Source organism: Psychrobacter sp. APC 3281 (assembly GCF_030407815.1).
GTDB lineage: Bacteria > Pseudomonadota > Gammaproteobacteria > Pseudomonadales > Moraxellaceae > Psychrobacter.
Genome location: NZ_JASDCS010000006.1, coordinates 288,000 through 304,967 on the forward strand (window position 1 = coordinate 288,000; position 16,968 = coordinate 304,967).

Sequence of the window (16,968 nt, forward strand, 5' to 3'; positions counted from 1 at the left end):
CTGACTTAACGTTTTATTTACACGACTGCACGGCGCGCGTGCAAAATACCATGTTGCTGTTCTAATTTTGCGAGTAACTTAGACAAATGCGCTAATCCTGAGACTTCAATATGGAACTTTAAAAAAGCAATATTGTCGTCATTACTTAACGTTTGAACTTGGCGAATATTGACGTTTTCTTTATCAATTATCTGAGTCAAATCACGTAGCAAACCGCGTCTGTCATATGCTTCGACATGAATATCAACAGGCTGATAACGACCAGTCTGTACTTGCCAAGCGGCTTCTATCTTGCGCTCAGGATCGCGCTCGACCAGACGTAAGTACTCTGGGCAGCCTCGATTATGCACGCTAACGCCACGCGATAAAGTGATGTAGCCAGCTATCGGTTCGCCATGCACAGGATGGCAACAACCTGCCAAATTGATTTCGATATTATCCAAGCCATCAATATGGATTTTATACGCATCGAGCTTACCTGTATCTCGGTTATCTACATGCGGTACAAAGCTCTCTGGTGGTATCTCAGGTTCAAGATGCAGCTGACGTGAGATATGACTGGTCAATTGATTCAGGCCGATATCGCCTGTCACTAGACCCACGATAATATCATCGGTCGTATTGACATGAAAATGCTGAATATAGTCGTTTAGATCAATACTATTAGGATGCACAGATAGGCGCTCAAGCTCTTTACTAAGCATTTGGCGACCTATTTCAATATTCTTATCACGGTCTTGCTTATTAAACCACTGGCGCAGTTTTGAACGGGCGCGATTGGTATGAATATAACCTAACGAGGCTACCAACCAATCACGATTGGGCTCACGCGATGCCTTAGTGATAATCTCAACTTGCTCACCTGTTTTCAACTGATAGGTCAGTGGCACATAGCGCTGATTGACACGGGCTGCCTGCGCACGGTTGCCAACTTGAGTATGCACATAGTAGGCAAAATCGAGAACGGTCGCGCCTTTTGGTAGTTCGGTAATGTCGCCATCACGACTAAAGATATAAATACGTTCTAGCTCATCAAAATCAACGAGTTGCTCTTCTTCGTCAAACTCGATATCGTCTATCTCTTCGCCCGCTACAACAGCTGAGCGTGGCTGATTACGTGTCTCATTATTGATAGATAATAATTGGCGTAATGAGCTGATTCTTTGATTCAGATAATTGTCTTTCTTGTTCTTTAGTCCTTCTTTGTAATTAACGTGCGCACACATGCCAAGCTCGGCCTCAAAGTGCATCTCATGAGTACGAATTTGGACTTCAAGTGATTTGTTTTCCGCGATTACAGCAGTATGTAGTGAGCGATAGCCATTAGACTTAGGGTTGGTAATATAGTCATCAAACTGCTCAGGAATATAACGCCATAAGCCATGTACTAGGCCTAAAACGTGATAACAGTCAGAAGGGCTATTAACCAAGACACGTAAAGCGCGAATGTCATAAAGCTGATCGAAAGATAAGCCTTTGAGCTTCATTTTTCGATAGATAGAGTAGATATGTTTGACGCGACCAGATACTTCGCCTTCAATACTGGCATCTGCTAGTGATTCATTTAATTTGTCTTGTACGCGCTGAATATAGGACTCGCGTTCGCTACGTTTTTCTGACAGCAGCTTAGCAATTTCTTTATAGCGGTCAGGCGCTAAATAACGGAAAGCCAGATCTTCGAGCTCCCATTTTAGCTGTGCAATGCCTAGGCGATGCGCTAATGGCGCATAAATAGTCATGACTTCACGTGCGACACGCGTTTGACGTTCTGGCCTAGAAAACGTCAACTCACGCATGGCGAAAGTACGTTCAGCCAGTTTTATCAGTACCACACGCACGTCGTTGGTGACAGAGATGAGCATGCTATAAATATTTGATAGCTGATCACGTTGATTATTGACGAAATGGTCTTCTAAGCGCTTGTTACTCTCAATAATCTCCGACAGCTTACCCATTGCAAGGGTGTCTTTAACAAGCGTCAAAATATCTGGACCAAAGTTTTTTTCAACTTCAGCGAGACTAATGATTGATTTGCGCGCACTGCGATACAGCATGGCCGCGACCAATGCGTCTTCATCTTGGTAAAGATAGGTCAAGATATCAGTCATACCAATACCGGTCACATAAGCGCCTGAACGCTCAGATTCACTGGTATTCATATGACTACGAATAAACTCGCAAGCTGCACTTAGGTTGGGTACTGACTCTTGTCCAATACGCTTGGCCACATTATCTAGCCAAGTAGGTACGTCGATATTGGCTTGGTCTAAGTCGACTGCCTCAAGCTCTTCGTTTGATAGCGGATTGGTATCATCCAAATACTTGTCTTCAGTGTGAGGGTCATGCAAATGATAAGTGTGTGCAGCTGAACGATCAAAAGTAGTATGTAGCTTGTGGGTTGCCAACTGGTATTTGATGTCGAGGGGAATTTGGGCATAGCTATTGGCTGACTGGTGAGAGCGTTGGCTCGCCACCAGTTGCGCCGCAAGTGTTGCACTATCGGCCTGCGTGGTCTGTCCATCCACCAGCGGTAATCCTTCACGAATTTTTACCATAGCCGACTCCTCTTAGCTATTTTGAATTGATTATAACCTCATCTACTATGCACACACTCTGAATTAACGATCCATAAAGTGTCAGCTATAAACCAATACAACTGCTAAAAATGTTATTTTTAGCAGCTATAAAATGCGCGTAAAATATATAAAGCTATGAGTGCAAATGCTTGCTATGTAGCGATTGGAAACATCATCAAAAACATAGGAAGATTGTTTACTATTATCTCATTTTAAAGTGACAAATCAAGCGAGCCTCTGTACGGCTGTGGTCAATTACGCTAAATAATGGCTATTTATTAGCACAAACTTATCAAAGCTTTAAGTTAACTTAGATAATTGTAATAACGCTTAATTGTCTCTTTAATCAGGTTTAACTGTTAGTCATTCTCAGCTGTTAATCATTTTTGAAAATTAATAACGTTAAACCGCTACCTTCTCGAAACGAGCGATAGATTCAACATGACCCGTATGGCAGAACATATCCATTACGCCGGCATGAGTCAGACGATAGCCTTGTTCTAACAATGCTTTTGTATCACGAGCAAGGGTGGCTGGATTACAAGAGACATAAACAATGCGCTCAGCATTAAATTTTGGCAAATATTGCATAATTTCCCAAGCACCAGAGCGCGGTGGATCAATCAACAGTGCATCAAAACCTTGGTTGGCCCATGGCTTATCAGTACAGTCTTGAGTCAAATCTTGACTATAAAACTCAGTATTGTTGATACCGTTGCGACGAGCGTTGTCAGCAGCACGTTCGGTCATGGCTTCACTGCCTTCGACACCGACTACTGAGCCTGTCTCGCCAACGAGGCGCGCTAGCGGTAAGCTGAAGTTACCCAAGCCACTGAATAAATCTAATACGCGTTCGCCTGCTTTTAAGTCCAACAAGTCACAAGCAAGCTTGGTCATCTGACGGTTCACAGATAGATTTACTTGAGTAAAGTCAGTAGGGATAAATTCAAAAGTCAGATCATACTCTGGCAATTGATAATATAAACGCCCAAATTGCTTGCTCAAATCATCAGCGTCTGTCAAAGCAATACGTTGGATGCTATCAACGCCTTTCGACTGCAAATATAGCTGCCAATTACGCGCTGCGAAAAAGACTTTTAGTTTGTCTATATCAGCGTCTGACAATGGTTCTAAATTACGTACGATGAGCGCAACTGGCTGATTGCCATCAGGTAGTTCTGGCAGTTGCTCACCCATTGCAAGCTCAAGCTGGGCAATTTTGTCACGGCTCTCTAGGGTACTAATAAGCGTTTTTAGGTTTTCAATCTCGAAACCAATACGCGGATCTAAGATATGACATTCATTTAGCTCTGCCAAGAAGTTACTTGAACGCTCGCGGAAGCCGACAAGCGCAGTTTCTTTTTTGACGACATAGCGCACGCCCAAACGTGCTTTGGTACGATAACCAAGACGATCGCCGACCACAGGAGGGAGCCAATTGTCAGGTTCCGCGTTGGCTTGGTGCATTAGCATTTCAGCCAGTACCGACTGCTTGAAGTTTATTTGTCCATCTGGCTGCCAGTGCTGCAAGTTACAACCACCACAAGTACCGAAATGCGGGCAGGGTGGTACAGCACGTTCAGGGTTTGGGTTGGCAGTGATACTAATAGCATCGCCTTCTTCAAAGCTAGCACGGCTGTTGGTTATTTTTACTAAGGCGCTTTCACCTGGTAGAGCAAAGCTAACAAAGATTTTTTTGCCGTGTTTGTCTTCAGCATGGCCTTCCGCAACGTCAAAACCATTACCATACACAGCAACACCGCGACCATCATGTGATAAGCCATCAATATTAAATGGGATTGGCTCTGCATCTTTTAGACGACGACGTGTCTTTGATGATGGCTTTGATTTTTTCTTACTAGGCGGAATGACAATCGTTTGGATGTCGTTGGTTTGAGCTTCATTCGTTTGAACGTTGCTGTTTTGCGCTGCCGTATCAGATGCTGTAGATGTTTTTGAATCGGTGGGTTGCATAAACCTGCCTTAATAATAAATAACTAGAAGAGGGGAATAAAAAACTACTAATAATGCGAATTCTATAATTCGGGTGCCGATGACCAGTCAGCGATAAACTCTTGATGTCGCGGACTACCGTCAGCTTGGGTATACTTTGCCAGATAGTCATAGCTCTGCTGCTGCCAAGCATCAAAATCTTGTGAAGATAATTGTCCTGTCAGACGTAACCAGCGTAAATAAATAAGCCAAGTGTTCATAACATCAGACTCACAGTATATAGATAAGGTCTGCCAGTCACCGCTACTAACAAGCGCGCCGACCATGCTGCCATCTACATCAGTTTTACCGGGTAATCCGTACAGACTTGCGACGATATCCATCGCTTCACGGCGACTAGCACCGTACTGGCTAAATCGATCCATCAAGTCTAGATGACGCGTATGAAAGCGATTAACATAATTGTCAAAGCGCATGTTTTTAATACGCTCGCCTTCTTCGAACAGCCATGGTGCTGACAAATCATATTGCATGGCACGATATATCAGTACAGGTATGTCAAAGCCTGAGCCATTCCAGCTAATAAGTTGCGGCAGTGTCTCAATGTCGTTAAATGCTCTAAAGAATTTGGCTAGGATTTCTTTTTCACTAAATTTATCGGCAGTCAAAGAAAATAGCGATAACTTCCCATCCTTGATATACAGAGCTGAGATACAGACGATGCGCTGTAGTGGCAAGCGCATAAAGTCGTGCCCTGCCTCTTGTGTACGTATCGCTGTCAGCGCACTTAATGCATCCGCATCGTTAAGATCGGCCAATTGCGGATAGATACGGCGTGCTGCATCGACATCGGCGACAGTCTCGATATCAAAAACCAATATAGGGTCGGATGGTAGCGCTTGTGACATAGATAATCCTGACTATTTATGAGCTTATAGTTAATTCATTATAAAAGAATAACAGCGTTAACATTGCTTGAAGTATTACGTTTACATCTGCACTTGGTCGCTTTGCACTTTTTTAAATTAACGATACTAAATGGTATTTCTTATGCATTAATTAACTTCTGCACTGCTGTTATCTGTATTGCTATCGTCAACGTTATATAAACCCGTTGATAAATAACGATCGCCACGATCGCAGACAATAAAAGCAATAACAGCATTAGGATTTGCTTTTGCCACTTGGGTCGCTGCCCACGCAGCTGCGCCCGAAGATACTCCAGCAAAGATACCTTCAGTCTTCGCCAATTTACGCATATAGACTTCGGCAATACGCTGATCGATATCCATCATTTCATCAATCAAGTCTGCATCAAAAATACCTGGCATATAGGCAGCAGGCCAACGGCGAATGCCAGCAATAGAGGCTTCTTCGTCAGGCTGTAGGCCAATGATTTTGACGTCTGGATTTTGCTCTTTTAAATAACGTGACACACCGGTAATCGTACCTGTCGTGCCCATCGAGCTAATAAAATGCGTAATTTTACCTTCTGTCTGTGCCCATAGCTCAGGGCCTGTAGTCAGGTAATGTGCTTGGCTATTGTCAGGATTATTAAACTGATCTAATACAACCCCTTTGCCATCTGCTTGCATCTGTAATGCCAAATCACGCGCAGCTTCCATACCTTCGTCTACTTCAATCAGCGTTGCGCCATAAGCAATCATGGCATCTTTACGTTCTTGGGTAGAGTTGGTTGGCATCAGCAATGTTATTGGGTAGCCACGCATTGCAGCGACCATGGCCAATGCAATACCAGTATTGCCACTAGTGGCTTCAATCAACATGTCGCCAGGCTTAATATCACCGCGTTGTTCTGCTTGATAAATCATATTAAAAGCAGGGCGATCCTTTACAGAACCCGCTGGATTATTGCCTTCAAGCTTAGCTAGTACTGTGGCACCATTGGCAATGTGCTCTTGCTCAGGCAGGCGTTGAAGTTTCACCAATGGCGTTTGACCAACGCAATCAGCGAGGGTAGTGATTTGAGTAATGAAGTTAGCATTTGACATGGCCGTAGTGGACATAAAGTATCCTTTTCTATTTTTTAAATATGTTTTTAATGGCTTGTTTTTGATGGAAGCGCTGTTTTTATTGTTTGATCATAATTTTAGACAGTCGCTTGGGTTATAGGTTTACGGTGATAAGCGAGCTAAAAACGAAAGGCATTAGAGTGCGCTCTCATATGTTATGACTATGAGCGATATATTGTGGTAAATAAAAAGTGGCTTTATTATATCATTTTGTTTTCAGCTGCGCTTATCGCATCAAGGATTAATAGTCACTGTATCAGGTCAATGTCAATATTACGTTGAGGGTTGCAAAAGTAGAGTTGATAGCTTAAAGCCATATTCTCTTTAACATAGAGTGGTGGGCACTTTAATTATAACGTTGTTCATCACATGGAATGCCTAACCAGAACTTAGAGAATCCTGTTAAGATAATCTTGAGCTGTACAGTAGTTGCCCCGTCAAAATCAGTTAATTTATTAACGATTAATAGCTTCATTAAGAGTAGCGCCTTACCCAGATGCTCTAATACGACACGCTACAAGTATCACGAATACTGACATTATCACAAAAATTCACGGCAAGAACCTTAGTAGAGAGTAAACCCAGCATGGCATATAAAAAACGTTTCGATACCAGTAGTGCTTATGGTCAGCTGATCATACTGGTGTTTTTGCCTATCTGTGTGTTGGCAGCAGTAGGCGGCATCTTGGTATTTCACGAAACCATGCGTGCGAGTGACTCGGAGCAAGAAGTATTGGCTGAAGCAGTACTTATTCGCTACACACCAGTCATAGCTGAACTGATTCCTGAGCTGCTAGAACAAGAGCGCCAACAAGTAGGGAGTAGTGCTGAGAGGACCCAGCAAGCGGCAATGACGACGCTAGAGGGTATCCAAGATAAGCTTGGACGTATGCAGTCTGAGCAGCATGTACAGCGCATTGCTATTATTAATGAAGGCAATCAAATACTGGCAACAGTCGGTTATGGTCTCAATGAAGAATGGCCGCTAATCAGTGATTCCGCAAGCTTTTTGTCACAACGACCAACACCTGTAGGTACAGCGTATGGCAGTGTATTGGGAGAATTTGAAGGGCAGACATTGTGGCTGCTCGTCGATATGGATAATGAGCCGCTCTATATTGCACGCTACCGTATTGCGATGGCGTTAGTGATTACTGGTTTATTTACTATCCTGATTCTACTACTGAGCCTAAATATCTATTCAAAACGTTGGATTGCCCCCATTTATGAGCTGCGGTTGCAGTTGCAACGTACCCATGTTGATAATTTATACCAACCTGTACCCGTTGAGTCAGATGGTGAGCTGAATTTATTACAGCAAGATCTGGTCAGAACATTGCGCCGCTTACATAGAAGCTTTCAAGAGCTCAAAGACCATGCCGAGCAGACTGAGGATGATTTACGGTTGGCATTTGATGAGATGGAGATGCAAAACATTTCTATTCGAAATGCACGTGATGCAGCAATTTCAACCAGCCAAGCAAAGTCTGCATTTTTAGCCAATATCAGTCATGAACTGCGTACACCATTGAATAGTATCGATGGTTTTATTAACTTGCTGGCACGTCACGGTGAGCTTAATCCCGAGCAGGACTTGTATGTACAGACCATACGTAAGTCCTCAGCACACTTGCTCGCTTTGGTAAATGATGTCTTAGATTTTTCTAAGATTGAAGCAGGCAAGCTGGTATTGGATCGCCATGAGTTCGATCTCTATGACACCATTTATGATGTGGTCGATATGCTATCTCCTGTCTCTGCGGAGAAGGGTTTACGCATGGCGGTGCTTTTTTACAATGATGTGCCGATGCGTATCAACGGCGATGCGTTACGTCTCAAGCAAGTATTGACCAATATCGTTGGTAATGCCATTAAGTTTACCGATAGTGGTGATGTGGTGGTGCGTGTGAGCTTAGATGACCACCGTGATAATTATCTGATGATTAGCGTGCAAGATAGTGGAAAAGGTATTTCTCTGGCAGATCAAAAAATGCTGTTCCAAAGCTTTAGCCAAGGCGATCCATCAATCACGCGTCAGTATGGCGGTACAGGGTTGGGTCTGGTCATCTCCAAACAGTTAACACGCTTGATGGGCGGTGATATTGGGTTTCATGATAATGCTCAAGAGAATATTGCCAATCAAGGTGCGACATTTTGGTTTCGCATGCCAGCCCATGTTGATGTGTTAGAGGCAGCCACAGGGCAGACGATTGAATTGCCAGTATTGGCGCCACTGGCAAGCGAGACCGATGAATTTAATGTACTGGTTTGGATCAATCATACCGCTTCGATACAGGTACTCAAGGCCAGCTTGCAGTATTTACCAATTAAATTGACTCAAGCCAACTCATTACCGGGTGTACTTGAGTCATTAAAAGAGCACGGTAATTATTGGGATTGGGTCATCGTTGATGATGATACCCAAGACGATATGATGGCGCTCCTCAAGCAAATTCGTCTGCATTATCAAGGTAAGCTTGCTGTGTTTGGCTACCAAGTGGCGGCCGATCAAGCGCTACTCAACCGCTATCATGCCAACATACTGTATGAGCCATTAGACAAAAGACAGCTATATGCAATGCTCGATACTCAAAGCCGTAGTACGCCGCAAAGCCTGCAGGAACCACGCTGGAAAGGGGTCACGGTACTGGCAGTTGATGACCATTTGCCCAATTTACTAGTGCTTGATGCTCTACTGAGCGAGCTAGGGATTCAGGTAGTTACTGCGAGCAGTGGGTTTGATGCTATTGAGATAATCAGTAAACAACAAACCAAAAACATCAAAACTGCTAAGAGCGATAAGCAAAGTCTATCGAATAAAACGCAACTCTCTAAAGCAGAAACACGTGATGAGATAAACAAGAAAACAAATAGCGCGTTCTATCATGAGGACACGAGCGCTGAAGATAAAGCAGCTACGCAAGACAAAGACAAAGACAATATTGATTTGATATTTATGGATATTCAAATGCCGCGTATGTCAGGTCATGAGGCAGCTAAGCAGATTCGAAATATCGAAAATGCGGATAGTCGTATCCCTATTATCGCTCTGACAGCTCACGGGTTAGCAGATGAACGTGACAAACTTATAGCCAGCGGTATCAATGACTATGTCGGCAAACCTATTAGCCAACCTCAGTTATTGCAAGTGCTACAGAAATGGCTTGGTCGTAAGAGTACCATACCACAATTGACCGCGTTGCCCGATACAGATTTGCAGAGCTTTGGCTTACAGCATCCTGACTTACAGGGTGATAACTTACAAGGTGCTAATGTACAGGATGCTAATGTACGGGCTACCGACTCATCAGAGGCTGAACTAACTGCTATAGACTCGCTGCGCGGTTACTCAATCAACGATAATGGTTTATCGAACGACTTACTCCCTAACAAGGTAAATAATAAAGAGTCTCAAGCCAGTTCAGGTATGTCTTCAGATGACTCAACCGCTACTTATCCAATAATAAGAGGAGACGGGGTAGATCGTAATAGTACTTCTGTCAGTAGCGAGCCAAAAATTACCCGTCCATTATCCTTGAAAAAAATCCGTGATGATTATTTGCGTGATAGCCAGCCTCGTGAAAACTATAGACGAGATGCTGCGCGTGATATTCAACCGCGCTATGAGAGCTTACGTCTACAAAAACAAGGTCAGTCGCCACTACTACAATCAACAACAAAGTCTATCGACAAATCTCAAGATGAAAGCCCTCAAGACCAAAGCTTTCAAGATAGGACAGCTAATTCTAACTCGATTTTACACGAGCAAATCAATAATGACCTTAGCAACAATAATATCAGCAAAAGTGATACCTCAAACATTTTAGATTGGCAAGATGCGCTCACTCGTTCAGCGAACAAACCTGAATTGGCGGCCAAGCTTATTATCATGATGATCGATACTATCAATGATGAAAAACAGGCACTCATTCAGGCATGGGAAGCGCATGACCGCAATATGCTGGCACAGATTGCCCATCGTATACTGGGTGGGAGTCGATATACAGGTGTACCACAATTGCGTCAGGCTAGCCAAGATTTAGAAGATAAGTGCTTGCTGAATGTACAGCATACAACACCTGTGCAATTTGCAATGATTGAGCCATATTATGAGGCATTATTAACGGCGCTAGACAACTTGCAAAAGGTAGATTTATCTTCTTATCCGCAGCTTAATTATCATCGCTTAAGCGAAAATGATATGACGTGGAAAATGATATAAGTTGAGGGTAAGGCAAAACAGACAAAATCATTCAGGTTCAGAGAGCGATAGGTAATCTTGTTAGATTTGCTTATCGCTGTTAGCTAGGTGCTCTGTGTCTGCTGTATATGAAATTGACTATAGTATCGTGGCAGTCAGTTATTACTACGGTACAACAAAGACAAGCCTGCTAATATTGTGAATATCAGCACCATATTTATTTTATTCATTAATAAGGATTGTTATGAACGCGATTGCAAGTTACCAGTATGAGACCTTACAAGTTAGTATTACAGACAACATACTGACGGTTACCTTAAATCGTCCACATAAAAAAAATGCCATGAGTTTTCAGGTAATCAATGAGCTGATTAAGCTGGCAGGTCGCATTAGTAAGGATAGAACCATACGAGCAGTCATTCTAAATGGGGCAGAGGGAACGTTTTGTGCAGGTATTGATTTAGGAGACTTAAATCATCCAAAAAACACAGCATTTGCGCTTTGGGAATTGATTAAGCCATGGCAAAGTGCGTTCCAACGGGTGTGCTTGGTATGGCGTGATCTGCCAGTACCTGTCATAGCCGTATTAGAAGGATATTGTATCGGCGCTGGGTTACAGTTGGCGTTGGCTTGTGACGTACGTATCAGTCATCCTGATTGTCAATTATCTATTATGGAAGCTAAATGGGGGTTAGTGCCAGATATGGGACTGACTCAATCGGCATTTGGGGTCCTACGAGAAGATACTCTAAAAGAACTCGCCATGAGCGCTCGTATCATCGATGCTAATGAAGGCAAAGAGTTAGGCTTGATTAGCCACTGTAGTGAGGCGCCTCTTGAACAAGCACAAAAGCTTGCTGCCGAGTTTGCAGAGCGCTCTCCTGATGCGGTGCTAGCAAGCAAACGTGTGATAAATGCGATGTATGATCAACCTGCCAAGACTTTATATAAAGAAAAAGCATGGCAGCTTAAAATGATGCTTGGTCGCAATCGTAAGCTTGCCCTCAGAAAAGCAAAGCAGGCCAGCACTTTATTTGGCAAACGTCAATTCCGCTAAATTTTTGCTATCAGTAAACTTTCTAGTGTTATTTTCGTTTGATTCATTCTGATAAAAGAAATTGCCATCTAAAAAAACCAGATATATTTTGGTAAATTATTTTAACAGGTTTAATTGTTAGCGGTTGTTTCACCAATATCTTATAGCCATTGAAATGCAAGCAGATAGCACGATATAGCATTGTCTGCTTGCACCGATGTGGGTAAAGATGCACTATTGTTGTTAAAGGTATCTATTTTGATTACTGGATAAGCCTGTGAAATGATGAAAGCCTACCTAACAACACATGCAAGCAATTAAACGTCGAAAAATAAAATATTAAAAATAATAGCCACTATATAAAACGGTCTAAATATGTCTGCTTCAAAACCCTCCCTTCCAAACAAACCTATCGCTTCTGAGCGAGTGCGCTCTGCTGATTTGCCTGTTGCATGGATTATGATGCTTGGGCTGATGGTTGCGGTAGGGCCATTATCGATTGATATGTATCTGCCAGCATTGCCATCGATGGCCGATGATTTCGGTGTCTCAACGGCCTTTATGGCCAACTCTGTCCCTGCATACTTTTTAGGTTTGGTATTTGGGCAACTATTTTACGGACCTTTTAGTGACCGTGTTGGCCGTGTCAAACCTTTATATATAGGTATGACGCTGTATGTTATCGCTTCTATTCTTTGTGCGACTACTGATAATGAGTACGTACTGTTTGCAGGCCGGACCCTACAAGCTCTGGGCGCATGTGTCGGTGCAGTAGTTACTCGCGCTGCGATTCGAGATCGCCTCACTGCCAAACAAACGGCAAAAGCTTTCTCCATTATGATTTTAGTGATGGGGTTAGCGCCCATATTGGCACCGTCGCTTGGCGCGCTATTCTTACAGTTTTTTGATTGGCATTCTATCTTTTGGTTTTTAGCTGCATTTGGCGCTCTAAACTTGCTACTTACCAAGTTTTTCTTTTTTGAAACTTTGACCGAAGAAAATCGCAATGTACGCCCTGCAAGAGAAGTGCTCAGTCAATATTGGGATTTATTAAAAGACCCGACTTTTAACTATCCAGCAATTGGTGGCGGTTTGTTAATGGGAGCAATGTTTGTCTATATCAGCTCGGCTTCTGAGCTAATTATGGATACTTATGGCGTCTCAGCGACACATTTCGCTTGGTTGTTCGGAATGAATGCGGCAGGTTTTGTAGGTTTGACTCAGTTAAACCAATGGCTTACCAATCGCTTTCGAATACTAAGTATTTTGCGATTTGGGGCGATGATGCAGGTTATCTCTGCGGGTTTGCTATTCGCGATCGGCTTGCTTCTAGGGACGGACGCTTGGTTACCACTGGTGCTGGCTTGTATTTTCTTTTGTATCGCAGGATTGGGTCTGACCCAGCCCAATGCTTCTGCAATTGCGCTCGCTTTTCAGAAACGCCGTGCTGGTATGGCAAGTGCGCTACAAGGTTCGCTAATGTTTTCAGTCGGTATCTTTGGCGGTTTGTTATTGAACCTATTTCCAGTCAATCCAGTTCTCAAAGTTGGTATTGCCCTGTTCTCACTAATGAGTTTCGGTTCTTTCCTGATTTGGAAAATTGATCGTGATCTAAATTTGGACGATGCAGAGTAACAGCGCCTCTATTTTAAGTTAGCTGTATTTTAAAAAGCACTCATACGTTCACAGCGTATGAGTGCTTTTTTATGTTGAATACTTATTCAGTTAAGAATCAAGTCTTATAGAGACTTTAAGTAGCAACGGTTATCAGACTTTAGTAAACATAAGTTGTTCCGAATTATATGCTGTATTTTTTATATATAACTAACTCTAAATAATGCCCAAACATAATTATTGCAATCGCAAAATTAGGTAAGTATTATCTAACGTAACTTTCTGTAAGTGAATATGTATAGACATTGCTTAACCTTGCTAGATTGTCAATTAATTAAAATGTAAAACAACGTTAGGTTTCAAGGATAGATTATGAAGCAGTTATATCGAGCGTTACCGATTTTGTTGAGTGTTGGCCTATTTGGCTGTGGTAATTCTGCTACTCAAGAAAATGCAAGCGCCCCAGTAAAGGAAAACACAGATAGCTTTGTGAGTAATTTGCCTGATACGGCTCCAGTTATTAAGGTCGGTACTGAAGCCAATTATGCTCCTTATGAATTTAAAGATGAATATGGAAATGTAACAGGCTTCGATATAGAACTGATGCAATATATTGGTGAAAATCAAGGTTTTAAAGTTGAAGTTTATAATGATCCTTGGGAAGGATTGTTTGATAACTTGGATAATAAAAGCCGAGATATGGTAGCAGCAGGTCTTACTTACAGTAGCGAGCGTGCTAGCAAATATCTGCTTTCAGATGCTTATGCGCCTCTTCCTACTAGCCTTGTATATTTAGACGAGTCATTAAATATTAAGTCATTAGATGATTTAGGTACTTTAAGAGTAGGTGTATTGACCAGTTCAGAACCTTATGAATACTTCGCACAAGGTAAATATAAATTAGGTTCTTTAGAGCAATATCCGACTACATTTGCAGCGGTAGAAGCGATGGCACAAGACAAAGTTGATGCTGTCGTAGATGATTCTGGTGTACTCCGTTATACATTAAATGATCTACCCAGTCTGCAGCCACAATACTTTGACTATGAAAGCATTAGAGCGGACGGTGCTCGCAAAGTATTTCTAGTAGATAAAGCTCAGCCTGACCTGCTGAAAAAAGTGAATACAGGGTTAAAAGGGTTAAAAGAAGACGGTACTTACGCAAAGTTAACGACCAAATGGTTTGGTACAGATTTGACAAAAGCATCTTTGCAGCAACAGGAAATGTTGCAGTAACCCTAAGCGTAGTAGTTATGGAACGTATTATTTTTAAACAACCATAAATATAAATTTATCTATACATTGAAAGGACTATGCTATGACTATATCAACTCAAAACGGTAACTCGCGTTATCGTGGTTTGATCTTGTCGATTGCTGCCTTCTTGGCATTGATTGGGATACTGCTTGCATTTACGTTTTATACTTCAAGTGTTCTTGAACGTAACACCACATTGGTAAATATATCTAATAAAACAGCTAATAACGCTCAAGCTATCATCAAAGACTTGTTCGACTTACAAGGTAGTATTGGTGAACATATTAATTCTCCTCACCAGAAGCGTGTAAGAGAAAGACTAGACAATAATACCCAAGGTATTGATCAATTACTTTCTAGTATGCGCGAAGGTTCGGAGTACATTGACGATTCTGGAAATGCTCATAAAATTCCAAGTATTAAAACATCAACTGAATTGGCAGCCTTAGAAAGAGCACAGCAAGATTGGAGTGAGCTAAAACCACTAATTGCAAATTACCTTGAAGGTGCTGGTGATATTCGGATAGATTCTTCAGACGAGTTGGCATTAGCATATGAACAGGCAAAAACTTCTAGCTTGAGTATGAACGATGCGCTTGATGAGCTGACTAATGAAGTTTACGAAGAAACAAAGCGTCAAGCAACTACCATTCGTCTTATTCAGGTACTTGGTGTTGCCGCTATCTTTACCTACTTCCTAATCTTCGTATTCTTCTTTGTACGTCGTCTACGTGAGACGGATGCTGAAGCTCTTGCCGCTCGCCAAGAAACGCAAGAAATTATGGAAACGGTAAATACGGGTCTTTTCCTGCTGGATAAAGACTTGAATATTGGTCAACAGCATTCTCGCGCGCTGAATAATATTATCGGCTCTGATCGCTTGGCAGGGGAAAACTTCACCAATGTCTTGCGTGGTCGTATCTCTGATAAAGACCTCAAGACCACACAGCAATTCATTGAGCAGCTCTATAACCCTCGAGTTAAAGAAAAGCTGGTAGATTCACTTAACCCGTTAAACAAAGTCATGCTGCATAATCTGTCTGACGACAAGAGTCTTGATAATCGCTTCTTGGATTTTAAATTCTCACGTGTTTATGATAATAAAGACATTGCCCGTATCTTGGTCAATGTGAATGATGTATCAGATGCAGTCTATTTAGAACAGCGCCTAGAAAAAGAGCGTTCGCAAAACGATATGCAGATTGAGATGTTAACGACTATCTTGAATGTAAATCCAAAGATTATTAATGAGTTTATTGGTAATACCCAAGCACATATCGAGAAGATGAATAACATCTTGAAAAATCCTGGTAGCTCGCAGTATGAGCTTGAAGGTAAATTGAAAGCTATTTATCGTGAAATGCACAGCTTAAAAGGTGAAGCATCAGCACTAAAACTACATAGCTTTACGAAGATTGCTTCTGATGCTGAAGACAAGTTACATGCATTACAAAACCAAGGTCAGTTGTCTGGTAATGACTTCTTACCATTGGCAGTACATTTGGATGACTTGCTCAGCTTATCGAACACGATTGCGACGTTGGGCGAACGTATCAACCGCTCAGCACCGACAGTAGCTAAGTCGTCAACCGTACAAGCACCAGTCGCTACTCAAAATCCAGTAGCAGATCATACAGCTGGCAATGCTGACTTCGATGGTGGGCTAGATATCGACTTAGACAATGAAGCAGATGACGATTTATTGTCTTTTTACAATGAGTTTACAAAAGAGATTGCTGCAAGACAAGGCAAGCTAGTACAGCTAAAAAGTACGACGCTGACCCAAACGAGCATTCCGGCGCATCTTGCAAAGCCAATCAAAGAAATCAGTATCCAGTTGCTGCGTAACGCGGTGGTACATGGTATCGAGTCACCAAGTGTGCGTCATACTACTGGCAAAACTGACATTGGGACTATTGATCTGGAAGTGCAAGACAACGGTTCAAACTTTATGCTGGTTGTGCAAGATGACGGACAAGGTATCAACTACGACAACATCCGTAATAAGCTGATTGAAGAAGGTCGTTTCGGTGCAGAAGAGGCAAATCAGCTTAGCAAAGGCGACTTACTCAAACAGCTGTTCTCTTCTGGATTCTCTACTAAAGAGCACGCAGATGAAGACGGTGGCCGCGGTGTTGGACTTGATATCATCAAAGCAAAAGTAAAAGAGTATGATGGCAAGCTTAACGTAAATAGCGAGCTAGGTCAGATGACACGTTTTGTCATTACTTTACCTAAAGCTTAATTAAAATAGTAATTATATTGTCAGGGACGACAAGCACTTCATTAAAGGTAGTA

General features: G+C 42.2%; 9 protein-coding genes. 5 read left to right on the plus strand and 4 right to left on the minus strand.

Features of this window, described 5'->3' with window-relative positions:
- Nucleotides 1-17 precede the first annotated feature (17 nt).
- The 4 genes from QL886_RS06725 to cysM form a co-directional block, all read right to left on the minus strand.
- The gene (locus tag QL886_RS06725) at nucleotides 18-2,555 is read right to left on the minus strand and encodes a bifunctional (p)ppGpp synthetase/guanosine-3',5'-bis(diphosphate) 3'-pyrophosphohydrolase (RefSeq protein ID WP_290178097.1); all 2,538 of its coding nucleotides are present in this window, start codon (nucleotides 2,553-2,555) and stop codon (nucleotides 18-20) included.
- A 423-nt stretch (nucleotides 2,556-2,978) separates the two neighbouring features.
- On the minus strand, nucleotides 2,979-4,550 hold the full coding sequence (rlmD, locus tag QL886_RS06730) for a 23S rRNA (uracil(1939)-C(5))-methyltransferase RlmD (RefSeq protein WP_290178098.1): 1,572 nt from the start codon (nucleotides 4,548-4,550) through the stop codon (nucleotides 2,979-2,981).
- A 62-nt stretch (nucleotides 4,551-4,612) separates the two neighbouring features.
- Nucleotides 4,613-5,437 (minus strand): 3'-5' exonuclease, encoded by an 825-nt coding sequence (locus QL886_RS06735; protein ID WP_057758412.1) that lies wholly within the window; start codon nucleotides 5,435-5,437, stop codon nucleotides 4,613-4,615.
- A 147-nt stretch (nucleotides 5,438-5,584) separates the two neighbouring features.
- Nucleotides 5,585-6,541 (minus strand): cysteine synthase CysM, encoded by a 957-nt coding sequence (cysM, locus tag QL886_RS06740; RefSeq protein ID WP_201508138.1) that lies wholly within the window; start codon nucleotides 6,539-6,541, stop codon nucleotides 5,585-5,587.
- A gap of 607 nt (nucleotides 6,542-7,148) precedes the next feature.
- On the opposite strand from cysM, the gene QL886_RS06745 reads away from it, so the two are divergent.
- From QL886_RS06745 to QL886_RS06765, 5 genes are all read left to right on the plus strand, one after another.
- Nucleotides 7,149-10,784 carry an ATP-binding protein gene (locus tag QL886_RS06745; RefSeq protein ID WP_290178099.1) on the plus strand — a complete coding sequence of 1,212 codons (3,636 nt, stop codon included), beginning with the start codon at nucleotides 7,149-7,151 and terminating at the stop codon, nucleotides 10,782-10,784.
- Nucleotides 10,785-11,007: 223 nt separating this feature from the next.
- The gene (locus tag QL886_RS06750; RefSeq protein ID WP_101204229.1) at nucleotides 11,008-11,820 is read left to right on the plus strand and encodes a crotonase/enoyl-CoA hydratase family protein; all 813 of its coding nucleotides are present in this window, start codon (nucleotides 11,008-11,010) and stop codon (nucleotides 11,818-11,820) included.
- Between the two features lie 354 nt (nucleotides 11,821-12,174).
- Nucleotides 12,175-13,434, plus strand: a complete 1,260-nt coding sequence (locus QL886_RS06755) for a multidrug effflux MFS transporter (RefSeq protein ID WP_290178100.1) — start codon at nucleotides 12,175-12,177, stop codon at nucleotides 13,432-13,434.
- Between the two features lie 351 nt (nucleotides 13,435-13,785).
- The gene (locus tag QL886_RS06760; RefSeq protein ID WP_290178102.1) at nucleotides 13,786-14,649 is read left to right on the plus strand and encodes a transporter substrate-binding domain-containing protein; all 864 of its coding nucleotides are present in this window, start codon (nucleotides 13,786-13,788) and stop codon (nucleotides 14,647-14,649) included.
- An 82-nt stretch (nucleotides 14,650-14,731) separates the two neighbouring features.
- Nucleotides 14,732-16,915, plus strand: coding sequence for an ATP-binding protein (locus tag QL886_RS06765; RefSeq protein WP_290178103.1), 2,184 nt, complete (start codon nucleotides 14,732-14,734; stop codon nucleotides 16,913-16,915).
- Nucleotides 16,916-16,968 lie beyond the last annotated feature (53 nt).

Bases quoted from the DNA above. Each gene is read 5' to 3' on its own strand.
- QL886_RS06760 (WP_290178102.1), top strand. From the start codon at position 13,786: ATGAAGCAGTTATATCGAGCGTTACCGATTTTGTTGAGTGTTGGCCTA.
- rlmD (WP_290178098.1), bottom strand. From the start codon at position 4,550: ATGCAACCCACCGATTCAAAAACATCTACAGCATCTGATACGGCAGCG.
- cysM (WP_201508138.1), bottom strand. From the start codon at position 6,541: ATGTCAAATGCTAACTTCATTACTCAAATCACTACCCTCGCTGATTGC.
- QL886_RS06725 (WP_290178097.1), bottom strand. From the start codon at position 2,555: ATGGTAAAAATTCGTGAAGGATTACCGCTGGTGGATGGACAGACCACG.
- QL886_RS06735 (WP_057758412.1), bottom strand. From the start codon at position 5,437: ATGTCACAAGCGCTACCATCCGACCCTATATTGGTTTTTGATATCGAG.
- QL886_RS06765 (WP_290178103.1), top strand. From the start codon at position 14,732: ATGACTATATCAACTCAAAACGGTAACTCGCGTTATCGTGGTTTGATC.
- QL886_RS06745 (WP_290178099.1), top strand. From the start codon at position 7,149: ATGGCATATAAAAAACGTTTCGATACCAGTAGTGCTTATGGTCAGCTG.
- QL886_RS06750 (WP_101204229.1), top strand. From the start codon at position 11,008: ATGAACGCGATTGCAAGTTACCAGTATGAGACCTTACAAGTTAGTATT.
- QL886_RS06755 (WP_290178100.1), top strand. From the start codon at position 12,175: ATGTCTGCTTCAAAACCCTCCCTTCCAAACAAACCTATCGCTTCTGAG.